Source organism: Dechloromonas sp. ZY10 (assembly GCF_041378895.1).
Classification (GTDB): Bacteria; Pseudomonadota; Gammaproteobacteria; order Burkholderiales; family Rhodocyclaceae; genus Azonexus; species Azonexus aquae.
In genome coordinates this window covers 2032589-2054458 of the sequence record NZ_CP144212.1, presented here as the reverse complement: position 1 = coordinate 2054458, position 21870 = coordinate 2032589, and the positions used below count along the sequence as shown (strand labels likewise).

Annotated in this window: 18 protein-coding genes and 1 CRISPR repeat array; of the genes, 4 read left to right on the top strand and 14 right to left on the bottom strand. The window is 60.4% G+C overall.

Annotated elements, in window-relative coordinates:
* Positions 1–80 precede the first annotated feature (80 nt).
* From VX159_RS09345 to VX159_RS09310, 8 genes are all read right to left on the bottom strand, one after another.
* Positions 81–1496 carry a diguanylate cyclase gene (locus VX159_RS09345; RefSeq protein WP_371322622.1) on the bottom strand — a complete coding sequence of 472 codons (1416 nt, stop codon included), beginning with the start codon at positions 1494–1496 and terminating at the stop codon, positions 81–83.
* A 95-nt stretch (positions 1497–1591) separates the two neighbouring features.
* The gene (locus tag VX159_RS09340) at positions 1592–1768 is read right to left on the bottom strand and encodes a hypothetical protein (RefSeq protein ID WP_371322621.1); all 177 of its coding nucleotides are present in this window, start codon (positions 1766–1768) and stop codon (positions 1592–1594) included.
* Positions 1769–1791: 23 nt separating this feature from the next.
* Positions 1792–2046 (bottom strand): translation initiation factor IF-1, encoded by a 255-nt coding sequence (gene infA / locus VX159_RS09335; RefSeq protein WP_371322620.1) that lies wholly within the window; start codon positions 2044–2046, stop codon positions 1792–1794.
* A gap of 90 nt (positions 2047–2136) precedes the next feature.
* A complete protein-coding gene (locus VX159_RS09330; RefSeq protein WP_371322619.1) occupies positions 2137–2340 on the bottom strand; it encodes a cold-shock protein in 204 nt (67 codons plus the stop codon).
* Positions 2341–2548: 208 nt separating this feature from the next.
* A complete protein-coding gene (locus tag VX159_RS09325) occupies positions 2549–3118 on the bottom strand; it encodes a YceI family protein (protein ID WP_371322618.1) in 570 nt (189 codons plus the stop codon).
* Between the two features lie 68 nt (positions 3119–3186).
* The gene (locus VX159_RS09320) at positions 3187–3771 is read right to left on the bottom strand and encodes a YceI family protein (RefSeq protein ID WP_371322617.1); all 585 of its coding nucleotides are present in this window, start codon (positions 3769–3771) and stop codon (positions 3187–3189) included.
* Between the two features lie 26 nt (positions 3772–3797).
* Positions 3798–4370 (bottom strand): cytochrome b, encoded by a 573-nt coding sequence (locus tag VX159_RS09315; RefSeq protein ID WP_371322616.1) that lies wholly within the window; start codon positions 4368–4370, stop codon positions 3798–3800.
* Positions 4371–4380: 10 nt separating this feature from the next.
* Positions 4381–5253 carry a class III extradiol ring-cleavage dioxygenase gene (locus VX159_RS09310; RefSeq protein WP_371322615.1) on the bottom strand — a complete coding sequence of 291 codons (873 nt, stop codon included), beginning with the start codon at positions 5251–5253 and terminating at the stop codon, positions 4381–4383.
* A 114-nt stretch (positions 5254–5367) separates the two neighbouring features.
* Here VX159_RS09310 and VX159_RS09305 point away from each other — a divergent pair, with 114 nt between their 5' ends.
* The 4 genes from VX159_RS09305 to cas2 all read left to right on the top strand — a co-directional run bounded on the left by VX159_RS09305 (position 5368) and on the right by cas2 (position 10974).
* Positions 5368–6255, top strand: coding sequence for a LysR family transcriptional regulator (locus tag VX159_RS09305; protein WP_371322614.1), 888 nt, complete (start codon positions 5368–5370; stop codon positions 6253–6255).
* Between the two features lie 152 nt (positions 6256–6407).
* Positions 6408–9749, top strand: a complete 3342-nt coding sequence (cas9, locus tag VX159_RS09300) for a type II CRISPR RNA-guided endonuclease Cas9 (RefSeq protein WP_371322613.1) — start codon at positions 6408–6410, stop codon at positions 9747–9749.
* 4 nt (positions 9750–9753) lie between these two features.
* Positions 9754–10638: a type II CRISPR-associated endonuclease Cas1 gene (gene cas1 / locus VX159_RS09295; protein ID WP_371322612.1), complete on the top strand. Its 885-nt coding sequence runs from the start codon at positions 9754–9756 to the stop codon at positions 10636–10638.
* Between the two features lie 27 nt (positions 10639–10665).
* The gene (gene cas2, locus VX159_RS09290) at positions 10666–10974 is read left to right on the top strand and encodes a CRISPR-associated endonuclease Cas2 (protein ID WP_371322611.1); all 309 of its coding nucleotides are present in this window, start codon (positions 10666–10668) and stop codon (positions 10972–10974) included.
* 62 nt (positions 10975–11036) lie between these two features.
* Positions 11037–14488: direct repeats of the CRISPR family, unit length 37 nt; unit sequence GATTGTAGCTTTCCGGGGTGAGAGAGGGAGCTACAAC.
* Between the two features lie 137 nt (positions 14489–14625).
* On the opposite strand, the gene ppk1 is transcribed toward cas2, so the two are convergent.
* The 6 genes from ppk1 to VX159_RS09260 all read right to left on the bottom strand — a co-directional run bounded on the left by ppk1 (position 14626) and on the right by VX159_RS09260 (position 21827).
* On the bottom strand, positions 14626–16707 hold the full coding sequence (gene ppk1, locus VX159_RS09285; RefSeq protein WP_371322610.1) for a polyphosphate kinase 1: 2082 nt from the start codon (positions 16705–16707) through the stop codon (positions 14626–14628).
* Positions 16708–16826: 119 nt separating this feature from the next.
* Complete coding sequence (locus VX159_RS09280) at positions 16827–18152, bottom strand: isochorismate synthase MenF (protein ID WP_371322609.1); 1326 nt, start codon at positions 18150–18152, stop codon at positions 16827–16829.
* Entirely contained in the window at positions 18149–19444 is a 1296-nt protein-coding gene (locus tag VX159_RS09275; RefSeq protein WP_371322608.1) for a class I adenylate-forming enzyme family protein, read from the bottom strand. Before VX159_RS09275 ends, VX159_RS09280 begins: the two co-directional genes overlap by 4 nt.
* A 102-nt stretch (positions 19445–19546) precedes the next feature.
* Positions 19547–20779, bottom strand: a complete 1233-nt coding sequence (locus VX159_RS09270) for a hypothetical protein (protein WP_371322607.1) — start codon at positions 20777–20779, stop codon at positions 19547–19549.
* Between the two features lie 113 nt (positions 20780–20892).
* The gene (locus tag VX159_RS09265; RefSeq protein WP_371322606.1) at positions 20893–21189 is read right to left on the bottom strand and encodes a hypothetical protein; all 297 of its coding nucleotides are present in this window, start codon (positions 21187–21189) and stop codon (positions 20893–20895) included.
* Positions 21186–21827 carry a cytochrome c oxidase subunit 3 family protein gene (locus VX159_RS09260; protein WP_371322605.1) on the bottom strand — a complete coding sequence of 214 codons (642 nt, stop codon included), beginning with the start codon at positions 21825–21827 and terminating at the stop codon, positions 21186–21188. The genes VX159_RS09265 and VX159_RS09260 overlap by 4 nt, the downstream gene beginning before the upstream one ends.
* Positions 21828–21870 lie beyond the last annotated feature (43 nt).

Genomic DNA, 21870 nt, shown 5'->3' with positions numbered 1-21870 from the left:
GGTTCGGGTAACTATCGAGTCAGCCCCCTCCGTTGGAATCTCTGGCGGTGCTGCTGCGGCAAGCGTGCCGGTGCTTTCGGTTAGGTAAGCTCAGGCTTTGAGGGGGTGGGCTCACTGTGAACCCGGTTTCGGCCGGCGTGCTTGGCGGCATAAAGGGCGCGGTCGGCGCGGCTGACCATGTCCTGTGGCTGGTCGTTTGGGGCGTAGGTGGCGATCCCGAAACTGGCTGTGACCTGTCCGGCGGGCGGCATCGCTGTGGCGGCCAGGTGTCCGCGCAGGTTTTCGGCCAGTGTCATGGCCCCTTCGAGGTCGGTTTCCGGGCACAGGACCATGAACTCCTCGCCGCCCCAGCGGCCGATCACATCGGTTTGCCGCAGATTTCCCTGCAGGCAGTTGGCGACAGCGATCAGCACCTGGTCGCCGACCTGATGACCATGGCTATCATTGATCTGTTTGAAATGATCGATATCGAGCAGGATGATGCTGAATGTTCGGGGGTAGCGCTGGCAGCGCTGAATTTCTCGGTCAAAGCATTCGTCCAGTCGCATCCGGTTATTGAGTCCGGTCAGCCGGTCGGTGATCGAGAGGCGTTCTAGTTCGCGGTTGAGCCGGCTTAGCTTGCGGTTCCAGTAGGTGAAAATCCCGAGCACCAGCGCGGCGGCCAGTACGATTTTTGCCAGCAGCCGGTAGTCCAGGCTCTGCTGCACGTTGATCGAGACGTGGCGGTTCCAGATGATTTCCTTTTCCTGATCGCTGAGCGTTGCCACGCCCCGGTCAAGAATCTCGCGCAGTTCCGGGTGGTTGCGGTGCACGCCAATGCGTAATTGGTTGGTGTATTCGGGAATCTGGCCTGAAATCTTCAGATTGAAGAGCCCTTCCTTGCGGATGGCGTAAGCGGCGCCGATCAAGGTGCGTACAGTGAGGTCGGCCTTGCGCTCGGAAACCATGGTTACCGCTTCGCGTTCGCTTTGTGTGACGATGACGCTCAGGTCCGGGTAATCTTTGCGAATGCGTTCTTCGACCATCGTGCCGCCTGGCAGAGCCACGGTTTTCCCGCGCAAGGTGTGGAGGTCGGCGATGAAGGGCTGCTCTTCGCGGGTGATGATGATGTTCGGATCGGAGAAAATCGGCCGAGTAAATAACAGCCAGCGATCACGTACCGGTGTCTGATTGAGAAAGCTCATGATCTGGCAGCGGTCCTGCTGTGAGGCTTCGAGGCTTTCGCTCCACAGGCGGACCCGATGCAACCGGATCGTGATGCCTAGGCGGAGGGCCACTTGCTGGATCAGATCGGCGGCAATTCCTTCGTGTTCTCCGGCTTCATTGATTCTCTCGAAGGGAGTCCAGTCGGGGTCCACGCACATGGTGATCGGACCCAGCTGTGCCAGATAGCTGCGCTCGGCCTCGCTCAATGGCACGCTGGTGGCTGGTGGCGAGCAGTGCCCGTCAAGGGCGTGCAAGCAGAGCACACAAACCAGCAAGAGCTTCTTGAGCATGGCAGGCGGAGGCCGGGAAAAGGTCGAAACCACCGATTATAGCCGGCAGCGGTGGCCTGCGGCATTGCCTGCCGGGCGGCCGTAAGGGTAATGCGTTAGCGGCGGACGCTGGTAAAACGCTGGAGCTGCGCGGGGGAAATACCGGCCAGTTCGCCAACTACCTGGTTGACGCCGTCGCCCAGTAACCACCAGGCATTGCCGTAAGGGAGGACCGTGATCTTCTGGTCCGCGCATTGTTGCCGGGCGAGTGCCCGTTGTTGCTGCAAATTCATTCAGTTCCTTGCTTGGCCGCAGTTTAGCGGCGGGGCCGGGGGGCCATCGGGGCACGGCCTTCGATATGGCGGAAGGTGATGCGGCCCTTGTCGAGGTCATACGGGGACAATTCAAGCGAGACCTTGTCGCCAGCGATGATGCGGATATGGTGCTTGCGCATTTTGCCAGCCGTGTAGGCGATCAATTGATGCCCGTTGTCGAGCGTGACGAGAAAGCGGGAGTCAGGAAGTACTTCCGTGACAACGCCTTGCATTTCCAGCAATTCTTCCTTGGCCATGATGGCCTCCTGATTGTAAGAGGGAGGTAATGGCGCCGGCCCGGCGAATGCGGACCGGCGGCGGGCGGCGCGTGGCGCCGCAGCGGGCGCTTAGGCCGGCTTGATGTTGGAAGCTTGCTTGCCCTTGGGGCCAGTGGTCACGTCGAAGGTGACGCGCTGACCTTCGGCCAGGGTTTTGAAGCCCGTGCCGGCGATGGCGGAAAAGTGAGCGAAGAGGTCTTCGCCGCCGCCCTCGGGGGAAATGAAGCCGAAGCCTTTGGTTTCGTTAAACCATTTGACGGTACCGGTAGCCATGATCTTGGATCTCCAGAGAAATAATTGAAAAATGCGAGATCAAGACGGCGTGCTCAGGATGGAAATGGCGCCGCAGACGTGAGGTACGGGAACTAAACCAACAAGAAAACAGGAGTACTTGACTTTCGCTGCGCCGCAGCATACGCGCTATCCGAGGGAAAGGCAAAGCTTATTTCGCGTTCCCCCGGATTTGTCGCAAAAAAGGGGCTTATTCCTTGATTGCTTCGACGGCGATATCGATGCGGACTTCGTCGCCAACGTAAGGCGCATACTTGCCGGCGTTGAATTCGGAGCGCTTGACCACGGTCCAGGCGTTGGCGCCGATCGCGTCCTTCTTCAGCATCGGATGCGGCATCGCCTGGAAGGATTCCACGGTCAGCGTCACCGGCTTGGTGACGCCTTTGAGCGTGAGCAGGCCTTCCACGGTCGACGGCTTGTCGCCGGCAAAATTGACCTTGGTCGACTTGAAGGTCGCTTGCGGGTATTTGCCGGTGGCGAGGAAGTCGTCGCCCTGGATGTGCTCGTTGAAGGTGGCGAAACCGGTATCGACCGAGGTGGTGTCGATCACGATATCGACGCTGCCGGTCTTGGCGGCCTTGTCGAAAACGATCTTGCCGCTGGTCTTGTTGAAGCGGCTCAATTGGGTCGAATAGCCGAAGTGGCTGTAGGAAAAGCGCGGGTAGGTGTGGGTGCCTTCAACCACGTAGGTTTCCGGGGCTGCCAGCGCGGGGGCGGCAGCGGCGAGGGCGAGGACGAGGGTGGCGATTTGCTTGCGCATGGTGTGACTCCTGGAGGTTGGGGGGTAAAACGTGAATCAGAAAAAGAGCAAAAAATTGGCTGCCGGGCTTACTTGCCTTGCACGGCGATGCGGAACTTGAGGCCGATGTCGTTGGCCACGATGTCGAACTTGGCCCAGCTGCCTTCACCAATCGAAAAATCGGCACGGCGCAGGGTGAAGCCGCCTTCAAAGACGCCGCCTTTGTCGTTGTTACCTGGCGCAGCGAAGCTGGCCGGGAACGTCAGGTCTTGTGTCTTACCCTTGATCGTCAGCTTGCCGGCGACTTCGTAGCGGTTGTTGCCGAGCGGCTTGACGCTGCTCGACACGAAGCGGGCGACCGGGAAGGCGGCGCTGTTGAACCACGGCTTGCCGGCGACTTCCTGATCGGCTTCGGGCGAGCCGGTGTCAACGCTGGCCAATTCGACCTCGAAGCTGACGCGGGCGGCGGCCGGCTTGGCCGGGTCGAAACTCAACTGGCTGGAAAACTTGCGGAAGCGGCCGTCCATCTTGACGCCCATCTGCTGGTAGCTGAACTGGACCGTGCTTTTGTCGGCTTGCACCTGGGTGTATTCGACGGCGTGGGCCAGCGGAGCGAGGAACAGGCTGCCGGCCAGGGTGGTGGCGATGGCGGTGGTGATCAGTTTGGTGTGCATGGGTTTTCTCCGTGGGGGGATAGAGATCAGGCTAGCGGGCGCCGGCCGGGCAGCATCCGGGTCAGGATGTCGTCGCGGTCGATGAAGTGGTGCTTGAGGGCGGCGCCGATGTGACCAGCGAGCAGGGCGAGCAGGGCCTGGTTGAGGCCGAGGTGCAGGGTGGCCAGCAACTCGCCGAGCGCCTTGTCCTTGGCGACCAGATCGGGTAGCGGCAGTACGCCGAACCACACGGTCTGGAAGCCTTTGGCCGAACTCATCAGCCAGCCCGAGAGCGGAATCGCCAGCATCAGCGCGTATAGCCCAAGGTGGCCGACGTGTGCAGCCAGGCGTTGTGCGGCGGACATGCTGGCCGGCAGCGCCGGCGGTTGGTGGGTGAAGCGCCAGCCAAGGCGGATCACTGCCAGCAGAAAGGCGCTGACGCCGGCCCATTTGTGCCAGGAATACAGCTGCAGTTTTTCCGGCGACAGGGGCAGATCGTGCATGTAAAAGCCGAGGCCGATCAGGGCAAATATCAGCAAGGCGAGCAGCCAGTGCAGGACCTTGGCGGTGGCGGTGTAGCGCACCGGCGCGGGGGAAACAGGGGTGGATAGCGAATTCACGGTCAACTCCTTAATTCGGCAAAAAGGCGGCGTCTGGCGATTGCTGCTCTGGCGAGGTGCCGAAGGCCCATAAATCCATCGCGATCACGAAATCGTCGATGCCGGCGTGCAGACGTGTGGCCGCCGGAGTGGCTGTGGCCGCTTGGGCTGCCCCCCAGGCGACGAACAGGGGCAGCAGGTGCTCGTCGCTGGGATGGGCTTGCGCACCACCCGGTGCCTGCTGGCGATAGGCGAGCAAGGCGGCGGTGTCGCCGGCCTGCAGTTGGCTGTCCACCCAATCGGCAAACTGGCGGACATAGGCCGGGGTCTGGCCGCCGTTGCGCCAGGCCATCTGGTAGTCGCGCAGGTTATGGGTAACGCTGCCCGAGCCGACGATCAGGAAGCCGCGTTTGCTGAGCGGTGCCAGTGCCCGGCCGAGCTCCCAGGCAGCCTGCGGGCCGCCACTGAGCGGCAGGGAGAGCGGAATCACCGGCACGTCGGCCTCCGGGTAGAGCAGGCGTAACGGCACCCAGGCGCCATGGTCGAGGCCGCGCTCGTTGTCCAGCGCCACCGGCACGCCGGCTGCGCTCAAGGTGGCGGCGATTTCACGCGCCGCTTCCGGGCAGCCGCTGGCTGGGTAGCGCAGGGCATAAAGCTCGTCGGGAAAGCCCCAAAAATCGTGAATCGTTTCCAGCCGCGTCGCGCTGCCGACCGTCGGGAGCGGCGTTTGCCAGTGGGCGCTGACCACGATGACTGCGCGCGGTCGGGGCAGCTTGTCGGCGAGGCGTGCAATCGCGGCACCCGCCGCGCCGGGCTTGAGTGCGAAGGTCGGTGCGCCGTGCGGTACGAACAGCGTCGGCAAGAGGGCCGGGGTGGTCGTGTCGGAAGCAGGAGAGAGCGGCATCGGGAAGCCTCGGTAGCGGTGAGCCGCAGCGTGCGGCGATGGGCGTACTTTAGGCGTGCATCGCGGCGCGAAATAGCAGACAATCTGCAAATGATTATTGCTATATGAGCAACAATGGATCGCCTCGCCGCCATGCAGCTGTTTGTCCGCGTTGCCGAGCTCGGCAGCTTTGCCGCCGCCGCGCAGCAACTCAACGTTGCCCGTTCGGTAGTGACCCGGCAGGTCGCGGCGCTGGAGGAGCATCTCGGTGCCAAACTGATGGCACGCAGCACCCGGCGGCTGACGCTGACTTCAGCCGGTAGCGCCTATCTGGAAAAATGCCGCGTCATCCTCAATCTGGTCGATGCCGCCGAAGCCGGCGTGGCCGAGGAGCGGCAGGCCTTGCGCGGGCCGATCCGGCTCAGCTTGCCGCTCAGTTACGGACTGAAAAAACTGGCGCCCTGGCTGCTCGCCTTTGCCCGCCGCTATCCCGAGGTGGCACTCGACATGGATTACAGCGACCGGCGCATCAACCTGATCGAAGACGGTGTCGACGTCGCCATTCGCATCACCCACCGCCTGGCCGGGCAAGATGTGGTGCGCCGGATCGGTAGCGAACGGATGCGTGTGGTCGCGGCGCCGGAATATCTTGCCCGCCACGGTCGACCGCAAAAACCCGAAGATTTGCCCGGCCACCAATGCCTGGGCTATACCAGTGGCGGCAGCTTGTTGCCCTGGCAGTTCGGCGAAGCCGGCAAGGCGCGGACCCTGGCGCTGCCGGCGACCCTCAGCGCCAGCAACGGCGATGTACTTGCCGAAGCCGCCGCGCAAGGGCTGGGCATCACCTGCCAGCCGGATTTCATCATCGCCGACCTGCTCGCCAGCGGCCGGCTGGAAGAAATCCTCGTCGACCACCCCGTCCCGTTACTCGGTATCTACGCCGTCTTCCCCAGCAACCGCCAGGTTCCGCACCGGGTGCGGGTGCTGGTGGATGAACTGGCGGGCTGGGTTGGGGAGCGTTAAGGCCGCCCCAGAAAAGGAAAACCCGGCAAGCAGGGCTTGCCGGGTTGGATTCGGTCGTCCCCGAAGGGACACCTTATTGTAGCAACGGCTCTCACCCCGGAAAACTACAACGGGATTATTATAATCGTTTTGGTTAATGACGTGGGGGATTTATGGCGGAGCCGTATACGCTGGGCCTGGATATCGGGATCGCTTCCGTGGGGTGGTGTGTGTTGGGCGAGCAGAGGATTGTCGACCTGGGCGTGCGCGCCTTCGATAAGGCTGAAACCGCCAAAGAAGGTGATCCCCTAAATCTGACGCGCCGGATGGCTAGATTGACCAGAAGGCGTTTGGCGCGCCGTGCATGGCGGCTGACCAAGTTGGCGCGCCTTCTCAAGCAGCATGGCCTGGTCGCAGATAAACAATTTTTCTCGCCTGCCAATCCGGCGCTGGTTTCTCCCTGGCAGTTGCGCGTTGCGGGCTTGGATCGCAAGCTCGAGCGGGATGAATGGGCGCGGGTGATCTACCACCTGTGCAAACATCGCGGTTTTCACTGGGTGAGCCGGGCCGAAGAAAAACAGGCCGACGGCGATGCCAAGAGTGAAGGCGGCAAAGTCAAGCAGGGCTTGGCTGGCACGCGGCGCTTAATGGAAGAAAAGTGCTTTCGCAGTGCTGCTGAAATGGTGCTGGCCGAGTTTCCTGGTGCGCAACGGAACAAGCATGGCGAATACACCAAAGCTCTTTCACGGGGGCTGCTTGGCGACGAGTTACGGCAGTTGTTCGTGCTTCAACGCGGATACGGCAATCCGTTTGCCAGCCAAATGCTGGAAGCCGCCATCCTCGGCAGTGGTGACCGCAAGAGCGGCCTGTTCTGGCAGCAGAAGCCGCCGCTCTCCGGCGCAGCTTTGCTCAAGATGCTCGGCAAATGCACTTTCGAAAAGAATGAATACCGCGCCCCCAAAGCCAGTTTCACTGCCGAGCGCCATGTCTGGCTGACGCGGCTGAACAACCTGCGTATTGTTATTGACGGCGTTACCCGCCCGCTCAACGAACAGGAGCGCCAACTGGCCTTGCCGCTCCCCTATCAGCAGGCTAGTGATCTCACCTACAAGCAACTGGCTGCTGCGCTGACAAGAGCCGGTTTGCTGCCCAAGGACGGTTTCAAATTCGCTGGCCTCTCTTACCCGAGCGAAAAGCAGAAAACCGAAGGTAAGGCCAAAGACCCGGAAGGCGCCACGCTGGTCAAACTGCCCGGCTGGCAAGAGTTACGCAGCAAGCTCAAGAACGCCGGCCTGGAAACTGAATGGGAAGGGCTGGCTGGTGCCGCATTTAACGGCCAGCCGCAAGTTCTTGACGACATTGCACGCGTGCTCAGCATCTATAAAGACGACGACGAAGCTCGCGCCGAACTGAACAAACTCGATCTGCCCAATCCTCAGCACATGGTCGAAGCCTTGCTCGACATTCGCTTCGACAAATTCCACTCCCTGTCACTGGCAGCCCTCTACAAGATCGTTCCCTTCATGGAAACCGGCATGCGCTACGACGAAGCGGTCGCCGCCATACCTGAGTACGGCCACCACAGCCAGTTGCACAAAGCCGGGGAAGGGGCGTGTCGGACACTGCCGCCTCTCTACGCCGGACGCGACAAGGATGGACGTATGGTCTTTGCCGACGATGCCGACATCCCGCGCAACCCGGTCGTCCTACGTGCACTCAATCAGGCACGCAAGGTCGTCAATGCCGTCGTCCGTCTCTACGGTTCACCGCTGGCGGTCAACATCGAAATGGCGCGGGATTTGTCGCGACCGCTGGATGAGCGCAACAAGATCAAGAAGGAACAGGACGAATACAAGGTACGAAATGAACGCGACAAGACTCAGTTTGTCGAGCAATTCGGCCAACCGCCCAAGGGGGGCGAGTTCGAGAAATTCCGTCTTTATCGTGAGCAGCTCGGCAAATGCGCCTACTCACTTGAAGCTATCGACCTCGAACGCCTGCTTGAACCTGGCTATGTCGAAATCGACCACGCCTTGCCCTACTCACGCAGCTTCGACGACAGCAAGAACAACAAGGTGCTGGTACTGACCAAGGAGAACCGCGACAAGGGCAACCGAACCCCCTACGAATACCTGGGTGGCGCGGAAAACAGCCCGCGTTGGCAGTTGTTCGTCGCTTATGTTCAACAGAACCACGCCTACCGCCTCGCTAAGCGCAGCCGCCTGCTACGCAAGGATTTCGGCGTAAAAGAAGCCGAGGAATTCAAGGCGCGCAACCTCAACGACACCCGCTATATCTGCCGCTTTTTCAAGAACTACGTGGAACGCCATCTGAAGCTGGCCGAAGGCAGCGAAGCCAAGCGTTGCGTGGTGCTGAGCGGCCAGATGACCGCCTTCCTGCGCGCCCGCTGGGGTATCAACAAGATTCGTAGCGAAAGCGACCGTCACCACGCCCTCGATGCCGCCGTGGTTGCAGCCTGTACACACGGCATGGTCAAGCGCTTATCCGACTACTCGCGCACCAAAGAATTGGCCCAGGTGAGCAGCGGCTTTGTCGACACCACCACCGGTGAAATGGTTGATCCGGCGATGTTCCGGCAACTCAGGCAGCACTTCCCCGAGCCTTGGCCGCATTTCCACCACGAACTCGAAGCACGCCTCAAGATCGACGACCCGGTACTCTTGCGCGAGGAAATGGCCCGCCTGGGTAGCTACGAGGAGGTTGCACTCGAAGCAGTCCGCCCGCTGTTCGTTTCCCGCGCTGTCCAGCGGCGCAACGGTGGTGCTGCGCACAAGGACACCATCTACGGTCAACCGGAAAAAATGCGCGAAAACGGCAGCGTCACCCAAAAGGTCGCCCTCACCAGCCTGACCCTGAAAGACCTCGACAATCTGGTTGATCCACACCGCAACGCCAAACTCTACACCGCTATCCGCGAGCGCCTAGAAGCCCATGGCGGCAAAGGCGACAAAGCCTTTCCTGCCTCTAATCCGCTGCGCAAACCGGACCGCGCTGGCAACCCGACCGGCCCCATCGTTCGTACCGTCACGTTGCTGATCGACAAACTCTCCGGCATCCCGGTACGCGGTGGCATCGCCAAGAACGACAGCATGCTGCGGGTAGATGTGTTCAGCAAGGGCGGGAAATTCTATCTCGTGCCGGTGTATGTGCATCATCGGGTGACTGGATTGCCGGAACGTGCGGTTGTACAGGGGCGTGAAGAAGACGAATGGACAGTCATAGATTCCACTTATGCTTGGCACTTCTCAATGTACCCAAACGATCTCATCAAGGTCACGCTAAAAAATGCGGACTATATTGGTTACTACGCTGGCATGGATCGTTCAACTGGGGCGATTAGCCTCTGGGCACAAGATCGAAATCAAGCGGTCGGAAAAGATGGTTTAGTTCGCAGCATTGGCATCAAAACCGCCCTGAACGTCGAAAAATTCCACGTCGACACCCTCGGCAATATCCACCCTGCCAAACCGGAGCCACGCTGTGGGTTGGCGTAGCGTGATGATCTCCCGGCCGGCCAAGCTGCGCCGGGAGCATTTCTCATTGGCCATCGAGCAGGATCAAACGGCCTTTGTCCCCTTCGAGGACATTGCCATCATTGTTCTCAATCACCGGGAAATCACGCTCTCCCACCCGGTCCTTTCGGCCTGTGCCGAGTACGGTATCGGCCTCTATGCCACAGGCCATAATCATCAGCCCAGCGGCGTTTTCCTGCCTTTTCTCTCCCATTCGCGCACCACGCGGCTGATGCGTAAGCAACTGGAGATCGGCAAACCACTCGCCAAGCAGGCTTGGGCCAACATCGTCCGGCGCAAGATTGAAAATCAGGCTGAATGCCTGCATTTATGCAATCGCAAGGGCGTTGACCGTATGAACTCCTACGCCAACCGGGTACGTTCCGGCGATGCTGACAATCTCGAAGGCCAGGCCGCTGCCTTCTATTTTGCCCAACTGTTCGGCCAGGGCTTTTATCGCGCCGAGGAACGCTGGACCAATGCAGCCCTCGATTATGGCTACGCCGTTTTTCGCGGCGCCATCGCCCGTGGGTTGGTTGCCCACGGCCTGCATCCGCCCATTGGGCTGTTCCATGCCAGTGAGCAAAACGCCTTCAATCTGGCCGACGATCTGATCGAACCGTTTCGCCCCTTGGTCGATCTCCACGTTTATAAGCATCACGCCGTGACGGAAGGCGACCTCTCACCGCAGGACAAGGCAACGCTGGTTGCCCTGCTGAATGTCGATGTCGCTATGCCGCAGGGCAAAATGTCGGCGCTGTCCGCCATCGAATATGCCGTAGAAAGCCTGGCCCGCCTCTACGAGCAGGATGACAGCGATCTCGATCTGCCGAAGCTCATCGGCCTGCACGCTCACGTGCTGGAATGCTGAGGCATGAGCAAGGAGACACGACGCTTCATGCGACTCATCGTCTTCTTTGACTTACCTATGGTCACCAAGACAGAAAAGCGCGCCTACGTGCAATTTCGCCGCTTTCTGCTCAACGACGGCTACGACATGATCCAGTGGTCCGTCTACGGCCGCTTGCTCAATGGCAGCGACGATCAGGAAAAACACCAAAAGCGCCTGATCGACAACCTGCCTCCGGCCGGTTCCGTGCGCTGCATGACCGTCACCGAAAAGCAGTTCGCGGGTATAAAACTGTTGGTTGGCCTGCCCCTTTTTCAGGAAAAAAAGGTCACGGCCAACCAAATGCTGCTTTTCTGATGCACATTTTGGCAAAAAAATTCCCGCCCAGCTTACGCCGGGCGGGAATTTCGGGTCGGTGAGATTGTAGCTTTCCGGGGTGAGAGAGGGAGCTACAACCCCGCTTGCATTCGTCGTCCCGCACCAAGAATTGTAGCTTTCCGGGGTGAGAGAGGGAGCTACAACGTAAGGTACTATGGCGAGGGTTCTAGCGAAGATTGTAGCTTTCCGGGGTGAGAGAGGGAGCTACAACACGGGAAGACAAGCAAGTGCGTGGCAATACGATTGTAGCTTTCCGGGGTGAGAGAGGGAGCTACAACCTCGCTGGCGATGCAGCGGCAGCTGGGCGGGATTGTAGCTTTCCGGGGTGAGAGAGGGAGCTACAACATTGACGGCAGCCAGAGTCTCGGCGATCTGGATTGTAGCTTTCCGGGGTGAGAGAGGGAGCTACAACCGCTAGGCATAAAGTCAGAAGAGGGGCGAGGATTGTAGCTTTCCGGGGTGAGAGAGGGAGCTACAACAACACTGGCAAAGCTGACGCGCGTTGTTGAGATTGTAGCTTTCCGGGGTGAGAGAGGGAGCTACAACGGAGGAACTAGCGGCCCTCACGAAACAGAAGATTGTAGCTTTCCGGGGTGAGAGAGGGAGCTACAACGACCCTTATCGGCTGTTCCCGTATGTCTGGGATTGTAGCTTTCCGGGGTGAGAGAGGGAGCTACAACGCGGCGCTGACCTCTGAGCTTCCCGGCCTGGATTGTAGCTTTCCGGGGTGAGAGAGGGAGCTACAACTCTGTCTTGTTCTTAAATCGGTCTTGATGAGATTGTAGCTTTCCGGGGTGAGAGAGGGAGCTACAACAGCAAGTCGCGGCAGGCCGCTTGGACAATGGATTGTAGCTTTCCGGGGTGAGAGAGGGAGCTACAACTACGTGGCCCTACGAAGATGATTGTTGCAAGATTGTAGCTTTCCGGGGTGAGAGAGGGAGCTACAACGAGGTCTTTACCGACCATCTCGGCAGCCAGGATTGTAGCTTTCCGGGGTGAGAGAGGGAGCTACAACAACTTCGGCGACGCCATTGCTGCGCTCAAGGATTGTAGCTTTCCGGGGTGAGAGAGGGAGCTACAACCTCGTCATAGCGAGGCGCGGAATGCCATTGGATTGTAGCTTTCCGGGGTGAGAGAGGGAGCTACAACTCATCGTATCATCGCCCCTGCGCGGAACAAGATTGTAGCTTTCCGGGGTGAGAGAGGGAGCTACAACAGCCCGCGAACCTGTGCCGATGGAACTTGAGATTGTAGCTTTCCGGGGTGAGAGAGGGAGCTACAACCAATGGCCCATCGGCAAAGCGCCACGCCCGATTGTAGCTTTCCGGGGTGAGAGAGGGAGCTACAACATCAAGACGTTCCGCGCATCGTTGAGCAATGATTGTAGCTTTCCGGGGTGAGAGAGGGAGCTACAACCAAATGCTATTGCGGTGTAATGGGTTCCGGGATTGTAGCTTTCCGGGGTGAGAGAGGGAGCTACAACCGAGGTTCAAAAAGGCAAAACCGAAGTAAAGATTGTAGCTTTCCGGGGTGAGAGAGGGAGCTACAACCCAACTGCGACGGGATTTTATGCTGAAGGAGATTGTAGCTTTCCGGGGTGAGAGAGGGAGCTACAACCGGGAAAACCTATGAGGTTGTTTCTGTCGTGATTGTAGCTTTCCGGGGTGAGAGAGGGAGCTACAACACAGAAGCGCGGCGCTCCGCACTATCACGTGATTGTAGCTTTCCGGGGTGAGAGAGGGAGCTACAACTCCTTGGCATGCAGCCCCTTGCTTGATGGCGATTGTAGCTTTCCGGGGTGAGAGAGGGAGCTACAACCGCTCATTCCTCGTCGATGCTCGCTCAAAGGATTGTAGCTTTCCGGGGTGAGAGAGGGAGCTACAACATAAGGGGCTCTCGACTGTCCAGCTACAGGGATTGTAGCTTTCCGGGGTGAGAGAGGGAGCTACAACACCGCCCCGCAAGCACCGCACGCACCGCAAGATTGTAGCTTTCCGGGGTGAGAGAGGGAGCTACAACGTGATTGAATATATCCAGCTGGGTCATGCTGATTGTAGCTTTCCGGGGTGAGAGAGGGAGCTACAACTTAGAATGCGTGGCGTCCTTGCTCGTTGCGGATTGTAGCTTTCCGGGGTGAGAGAGGGAGCTACAACCGCTCCGGCACCGCGTATGGTTATAACAATGATTGTAGCTTTCCGGGGTGAGAGAGGGAGCTACAACCTGCCGCCGCGACCACCTCAATGCCCTCGCGATTGTAGCTTTCCGGGGTGAGAGAGGGAGCTACAACTTGGCAAAATAGGCATTGATGACCACCGAAGATTGTAGCTTTCCGGGGTGAGAGAGGGAGCTACAACGCGAACCTGTTGAAGGCGAACGCCTGTTCTGATTGTAGCTTTCCGGGGTGAGAGAGGGAGCTACAACCTCGGTGGCCAGCGTAACGCAGATCGAGCGGATTGTAGCTTTCCGGGGTGAGAGAGGGAGCTACAACAGGTCATCGTGAAAGTGCCGGCGCGGGTAGGATTGTAGCTTTCCGGGGTGAGAGAGGGAGCTACAACGGCCGGATCGGCGGTCAGCTTGGAGACGATGATTGTAGCTTTCCGGGGTGAGAGAGGGAGCTACAACCTGCGGCCGTGCATCTATCGTCAAGGCTGGGATTGTAGCTTTCCGGGGTGAGAGAGGGAGCTACAACGCGTTAGCACCTCTGTGGAGGGGTGCATGGGATTGTAGCTTTCCGGGGTGAGAGAGGGAGCTACAACATGGAAGCGTAAGTATCAGTAGGTCGGTGTGATTGTAGCTTTCCGGGGTGAGAGAGGGAGCTACAACTGCATCCGTTCGGCTACCAGAACACCGGCAGATTGTAGCTTTCCGGGGTGAGAGAGGGAGCTACAACGACGACGCCTAGTTATCGCAAAGTTCGTGAGATTGTAGCTTTCCGGGGTGAGAGAGGGAGCTACAACGGTGCGCTTACGGGACGGAAGGGAGTCGATGATTGTAGCTTTCCGGGGTGAGAGAGGGAGCTACAACCGTCTTCCTGGAGCATATGGACGCCGGGTGGATTGTAGCTTTCCGGGGTGAGAGAGGGAGCTACAACGAAAAAGTAGTTATACCAGTCAGATTGCAGGATTGTAGCTTTCCGGGGTGAGAGAGGGAGCTACAACGCTCCCACCGCAGGGAGGTATTTTTGCACCGATTGTAGCTTTCCGGGGTGAGAGAGGGAGCTACAACCTTGACAGGCATTGGGAGGTCTCCAGAAAAGATTGTAGCTTTCCGGGGTGAGAGAGGGAGCTACAACATCGACAGGGCGACGACGCCGGCGGACCCGGATTGTAGCTTTCCGGGGTGAGAGAGGGAGCTACAACGTGCGCGGCCACGGCATTGACGATGGCCTGGATTGTAGCTTTCCGGGGTGAGAGAGGGAGCTACAACCCAGGCGGCGCTGGCAGCAATGTCAGCAGTGATTGTAGCTTTCCGGGGTGAGAGAGGGAGCTACAACGGCGAGTTTGCGGATTATCGCGTTGCTGGCGATTGCGGCCTTCTGGGTCGAGGAGTTTTCTTAAATGGAGAAAAACCCGCTTTCCCACGGTTGACCGTGAACAAGCGGGTTTTTGCCGATGCTCGGCGGATTGGGGCTTAGCTGCCGCCCAGGGTCAGCATCAGTTCGTTCTGGGCGCTGTGCGGCTTGCTGCGGGTGTTGCGGCGGCGCTGGTAGTGGCCTTCGCCGTTCATGTCCCAGCTTTGCAGGTTGTCGGCGAGGTAGAACTTGAGGCCTTCGGTGATCACGCGCTTCTTCAGCTTGGGGTCGAGGACCGGGAAGCCGAGTTCGATGCGTTTGAAGAAATTGCGTTCCATCCAGTCGGCGGAGGAGAGGTAGACCTTTTCCTGGCCGCCGGCGTAGAAGTACATCACCCGGTGGTGTTCGAGGAAGCGGCCGATGATCGAGCGGACCCGGATGTTTTCCGAGAGACCGGGAACGCCGGGACGCAGCGCGCAGACGCCGCGTACGATGAGGTCGACCGAGACACCAGCCTGCGAGGCTTCGTAAAGGGCGTTGATCACTTCCGGTTCGAGCAGCGAGTTCATCTTGGCGACGATCTGCGCTTTTTGCCCGGCTCTGGCGGCTTCGGTTTCGGCGCGGATCGCTGCGACGACGTTGGGTTGCAGCGTGAACGGTGCCTGCCAAAGGTGCTTCAGCGTCCGCGCCTTGCCTAGGCCGGTCAGCTGTTTGAAGACTTCGGCAACGTCGTGGGTAATTTCTTCGTTGGCGGTGAGCAGGCCGAAATCGGAGTAGAGGCGGGCGGTACGCGGATGGTAGTTGCCGGTGCCGAGGTGGGCGTAGGACTTGAGGCCGCCTTCCTCGCGGCGGACGATCAGCAAGGCCTTGGCGTGCGTCTTGTAGCCGACGACGCCATAGACCACATGGGCGCCGACTTCTTCCAGTTTGGTTGCCCAGCCGATGTTGGCCTCTTCGTCGAAGCGGGCCATCAATTCGACCACGACGGTGACTTCCTTGCCGCTCTGGGCGGCGCGAATCAGCGATTGCATCAGCACCGAGTCGGTGCCGGTGCGGTACACGGTCATCTTGATCGCGACCACGTTGGGGTCGTTGGCCGCCTGGTTCAGGAATTCGATGACCGGGGCGAACGATTGGTAGGGGTGGTGGAGCAGGATGTCCTGCTTGCGGATGCTGTCGAAAATATTGTTGCCCTTGGTCAGTCCCTTGGCCGAGCCGGCGACAAAGGGGCTGAATTTCATGTCGGGGCGGTCGACCCAGTCTGGCACCTGCATCAGGCGGACCAGGTTGACCGGGCCATTGACCCGGTAGAGATCGCTGTGTTCCAGACCGAATTGCGCAAGCAGGAAGTCGGTCATCGCCGGCGAGCAGTTGTCGGCAACTTCAAGACGCACGGCATCGCCGAAGTTGCGGTGCGACAGTTCGCCCTGCAGTTTGGTGCGCAGGTTGGTGACTTCTTCTTCGTCGACGAACAGGTCGGAGTTGCGCGTTGCGCGGAACTGGTAGCAGCCGAGCACGGTCATGCCGGTGAATAGCTCGCCGACAAATTCGTGCAGGATCGATGACAGGAAGACGAAGCCGTAGGGGCAGCCGGCGAGTTCTTCCGGTAGCCGGATAACGCGTGGCAGCACGCGCGGTGCCTGCACGATGGCGGCACCGGAGACGCGGCCGAAGGCGTCCTTGCCTTCGAGTTCGACGGCGAAATTGAGACTCTTGTTGAGTACGCGCGGGAAGGGATGCGACGGGTCGAGCCCGATCGGGGTCAGTACCGGCACCATTTCGCGCTGGAAGTAGTCGCGGATCCATTCGCGCTGGGCCTCGTTCCAGTCAGAGCGGCGCAGGAAGCGAATGCCTTCGGCGTCGAGTGCGGGCAGGATCACTTCGTTGAGGTACTGGTATTGCTCGGTGACAATGGCATGGGCCTCGGCCGAGACCATCCGGTAGGCTTCTTGCGGCGTTTTGCCATCGGTGGTGACGACCGAGGCGCGGGCTTTCAGTTGTTCCTTGAGTCCGGCCATGCGGATTTCAAAAAACTCGTCCATGTTGCTCGAGACGATGCACAGGAAGCGCAGCCGCTCAAGCAGCGGCACCCGTTCGTCCTGGGCCTGCGCCATCACGCGGCGGTTGAAAGCGAGGATGCCCAGTTCGCGGTTGAGATAATGGGCGGTCGGGAAGCGGGGCTGGAGGTAGGGATGGTTCATGACGCACGGTTCCGGGTAACTGACAGAGTATATGTCCAGAGGCCGGTATTTTGTTGCGCGATCATTACCGGGACATGACAGCCACTCATTGGCCGGCGGCAGTGCGGTGGTGCTCTGTTTCAGGGTTGCAGCGCGGCCAGCATGCTGCCGAGTTTGGCTTCGGTTTCCCGGTATTCGGTCAGTGCGTCCGAGCCGGCGACGATGCCGGCACCGGCTTGCAGCCTGGCGCAGCCGCCGGCAAGCAGAGCCGAGCGCAGGGCAACCCATAGCTGACCGTTGCCGGCGGCATCAATCCTGCCAATTCCGCCGCTATACCAGGCGGTACGCTGCTCGCCGGCAGCTTCCAGCCAGCGCCAGGCGGCCAATGGCGGAAAACCGCCGACGGCTGGCGTCGGGTGCAGGGCGGTAGCCAGTTGCAGTAGGGTTGTGGTCGGCAGGGCCTGTCCGCTGACCCGGCTGCGCCAGTGCTGTAGTTGCCCGGCCGGGCACTTCTCCCGGGGGGCAATCTGTACGCTGTCGGGTTGGCACCAGGGGGCCAGTGCGGCAGCAACAGCGGTTACGACATAGTGTTGCTCGCGGCTGTTCTTGCTGTCTTCGAGGTGCGGCGAGTTGGGCCAGGCGGTGCCGGCCAGTGCGTCTGCAGTGATTTTCCCGGCATCGAGCGCGACCAGGGTTTCCGGCGTGGTGCCGAGAAAGCACTGTCGGTCAGTGCCTCGCGCGTATGTCAGCCCGCTGCCGTCTTGGTTGAGCAGGCGTTGCAGGATGGTGGCAGGGGCGAAGGGCTGTTCGCTGCAGACTTCGATTTCGCGGGCCAGAACCAGTTTTTTCAGCGGTCCGTTGTCAATCGCCTGCAAGGCATGGTGGACGCGCTGCTCCCATGCGGCGTAATCGTTGATCGGCTGCATTTGGGCCGGGCATGCCACCGGCTCCGGTGTGGGATGTGTGCCGTCAGCCAGTAGCTTGAGCACGGCTTGCTGCTGACTGGAGAATTCTCGCAGGCGGCAACTGAAGCAGGCGCGAGCCCGACCGCCTGTGGCGATCAGCCAGAGCGCAGGCAATTCGAGGACCGCCCCAGGGACATCGGGTTGGGCGCCGGCATGGAAAGGAAATGCCAGCAACAACTCGGCCGGCTGAGTTCCTTGCCAGTTTTTGCGGGTGGCAGCCAGATTGTTCGCAAGATCGTCGAGGCGCCGGTTGCCATTCGCTTCGCTACGCCATGCCTGGCCGAGACCAAGTCGGTAATCCCGGTGGGCCGGGGTGGCCTGGTAGCAAAAATAGGTGGGCTCGACCGGGAGGTATTCAAGCCAGTTGCCGGTGTAGTCTCCCAGTTCGAGTTGCAGCGTGATCAGGCGGTCGCCGGGAGGCTGCCCTTGCCAGCTTGCGATTGCGGCATCGTTCGCGGCTTCGTCCAGCCAGGCTTGCAACAGCGGGCGAAAATCACTCATTGACTGGCGGCAAGGGCGCGTACCGCCGCCCGGTTGAGTTTGCCGGCCGCATTGCGCGGCAAGTGGCTGACACGCAGCAGGCGGCGGGGCAGGGCTGCGCCGGGGAGTCGCTGGCGGGCATGGTCGAGAAGTTGAGCTTCGTCGGCATCGCCGACGATCAGTGCGACAATCCGGTCCCCCCAAATGGCATCGGGCAAGCCGGTCACGGCAATGTCCACAAGGCCGGGAAAACCAGTCAGGCAGGCCTCGATTTCCTGCGGGTGGATATTCCGCCCGCCGCTGATCAGCATGTCGTCGGCTCGGCCAGTAACGAAGAGGCGGCCGGCACTATCAAGGTGGCCAAGATCCCCGCTGGTCAGCCAGCCTGCAGCGTCGATTCCGCTCTCTTCACGGCAGTGTCCGAGGTAGCCAAGCATCAGTTGCGGGCTACGGATACGGATGCGGCCATCCTCGCCAATCGCGATCTCGCTGCCGGCCAGTGGTCGACCGACCAAGCCGGGTTGCCAGGGGCCGTCAGCAGGGGTCCAGGTCGCAACCTGGGCAGCGGTCTCGCTCATCCCGTAGCTCGGGTGCAGTGGCCAGCCCAGGGTACAGCTGCGGTGATAGAGGGCTGGCGCCAGAGCGGCGCCACCGATGATCACGTGGCGCAGGCTGGCGGGAGGACGGCAGTCGGCGGCTAGTAGCTTGGCCAGCATTGCCGGAACCAGCGAGAGATGCGTTACCGGGTGTTGCTGCAAGGCTGCGACGACTTCCGGTAGAGAAAAATCGGGGTGGAGCAGGAGCCCGGCACCGGCGGTGGCAGTTCGCCAGAGGATGCTTTGGCCGCCAATGTGGTGTAGCGGCAGGCAGGCCAGCCACAGGTCGCCCGGCCCGAGCGGCAGGCGCTGATTGGCCGCGCTGGCTGCGGCGAGCAGTTGCTGGTTGCCGAGAACAACCTGCTTGGGCTCGCCTTCGCTACCGCTGGTAGCAATCAGCAGTGCGCTGTCGGAAGGGAGCGAGGGAACTGGTGGTAATGAAATGTCACGGTCAACCGGAAAAAAAGGCAAATTCCGCCAGCTTGCGACATAGGCTCCCCAGGCCAGCGTGATGTTGTCGCCAGTGGCTCGGTAGATGCGGCAGTCCGCAACCCGTTGTGCCTGTTCGCCAATGGCGGTTGCCAGTTGGCTGTAGCTGTAGCCTTGGTTGGCCAGCAATAGTGCCGGGGCCGCAGGCTGTCGAGCCGCCTGATGTCGAATCAGGTCGGCCAGCGTCAGGGGGGCGGGTTGCGGCAGGGAAAACTCGGGTATCTCCATCGGCAGACGATTATACGCAGGCGTCAAAGCACGACGGGTGAGACAGATCAAGAAAAAAGCCGCCGCCCTTGCGGACGGCGGCTTTGGCTGGTGCGGTGCCGATCAGCGCTGGCTGGTGCTGGCCCGGGTGGCCAGCCATTCGCCATTGCGCAGTTCGAGCAGGTAGTCTTCGGTGGCTTCGATCCGGTACGGCTTGCTGCCCATCTTGCCTTGCTCGATCACGACCGAGTTGAGTTCGATCCGCTTGCAGGCGGCTTCGCTTTCACCAGCGGCCAGTTTGGCCTGGATCGACAGGCGGCGCTGCTGGTAATCCTGCAGGCTGGCAATGGCTTCAAGGGTGCTCTTGACCATTTCATCGCGGCTGAAATCGATCGTTTCACTGCCGCCGTTATTGGTGCGCACGGTGGCGCTGGCCTTGACGTCGTCAGCAAACAGCGCCAGTACCGACTTGCTGTCGCGGGCAGCCAGGGCGCTGTCGAAGCGCTTCAGCCACTGTTCGCCGAGCTGCTGCGGCTTGCAGCCATCGGCGGCTGCCTTGGCGACTGCGGTGGCTGGTCCTTTAACCTGCGGCGGTTGAGCCGGCTGCTTTTCCTGGCTGGCCGAATAGCGGTCAAGCTCGGCATCGAATGCACCGGGAACGTAAAAATCCGGGACCTTGTCGAGCAGGGTAGGCAACAGGATGGTGAACAGGGCGCGAGTCCGCTTCCCGGCTTTCGGGTCGCGGGCGAAACCGACCTTCCCGGGGTCGATGTCTACGCTGCCGCCACTGGCCTCCAGCGTGGTGCCACCGCGATTGACCTTGTCGTAGGTGCCCTGAACGTACTGTTCGCTCGCTTTTTCGGCCGGCAGTGCGTAGGGTTCATGGTCGGTGCCGCGAATGCCGATGGTGGCCGACGGGGTGACAACCTTGTGCTCGCTGCGGTTGGTTTGTGAAATCCAGCCGCTGATCACCCGCAATGAGCCAGTGACCAGGCGCAGCACCTGCCGGTCGGTCGGCTTGCCTTCGGCTGCGTAACGTTCGGGAACGAACTCGGCATCGGGGCGAACCGCGATCATCCCGGCGTCGTTGGTTTTAAGTACGGCCTCTCCGTTCGGTGCTGCTTTGACTGTTTCACCAACGAGAATGACTGCGCCTTCCTTCAGTTTGCGCGGCGCGCCTTGCTTGCCGCTGGCAGTCACCTCGCCCTTGATTCGGGTGACGGTGGCGAAAGGCTTGCCCAAGTCGGGGTTGGCGGAGGCTTCTTGGGCCAGGACGGGAATCGGCGTCTGGGTGGCGAAGAGCAGGGCAGCCATCGCGACCAGACGCCCGAAAGCGCGGTGAGCAGTATTTTGCATGGTGGGCGATCAAAAGACAGGATACGTTCGAAGAATATACCATGCGCAGGCCCACGGTTAGAGGATGCTGCCGCTTTTGCTGATTTTGTTTCTTTGCCGTGGCCCGGCGGTTATTACAGAGTGGCCCAACGCGCGAATTCGCGGCCAAAAAAGGCAGTAAAAATCAGCGCCAGGGGGGTGAAGGCGATGAAATAGCGCAGCAGGCGGGCAATGAACGGGGTGGCACGGGCAGACTCAAGGAAGTGGCGGGCAATCAGGTCGCCTTTGAGCCAGATGATGGCAGCAACCAGTAACGACAGCCAGTTCGCTCCTTGTAGCCAGTGTCCCAGCGCGAGACTGAGCAAGGTCAACGCGAACAAGGCGAGCCAGGTGCGCACCAGTGGTTTGAGATTGGGAGCGGTGGGGCTCATGTCAACACGTAAAAGAAGGGGAATATCACCAGCCAGATGATGTCGGTAGCGTGCCAGTAACTGGCCAGTGCCTCCAGCCCGCTGTGTTCTTCGGCGTTATAGCCGCCGGCCAGGTGGCGGGCAAGGACCCAGAGCATGCCGAGTACGCCCCACATCGCGTGTACCAGGTGATTGAAGGTCAGGTAGTAATAGACGGTAAAGAAGATCCCGGAATTGCCATCGATTCCATGTGCCAGATTCCACTGGATTTCGAGGACTTTGGCCACTGGGTAGCCAAGCGCCAGAACCAACGCCGCCAGCAGCCAGTACAAGGATTGCCGGCGGGCATCGACGCGGATGCAGGCGACCGAGCAGGCGAGGCAGAAGCTGCTGCTGATCATCAGCAGCGTGATCGCCGAGCCGGCAACGCGGGACAGTCGTTCACTGCCGGCTTCGAAGGCCTCTGGAAAGTGGGCGCGGGAGACGAAGTAAACGACGAACAGGACCAGGAATTCGACGAATTCGCAAGTGATGCCGACCCAGATCCCCTTGTTGCCAGGGATGTGTCCGCCGCTACCGGCAACATTTGCGGTCGGTTCGGGAGGTACCGATTCTTCCGGCAGGGGGAGGGAGGTGCTGGCAGTCATGGCAGTCAGCATGCAAGGAATTTCGCAAGCGGTCGTTGATGTGCCATAAAAAAAG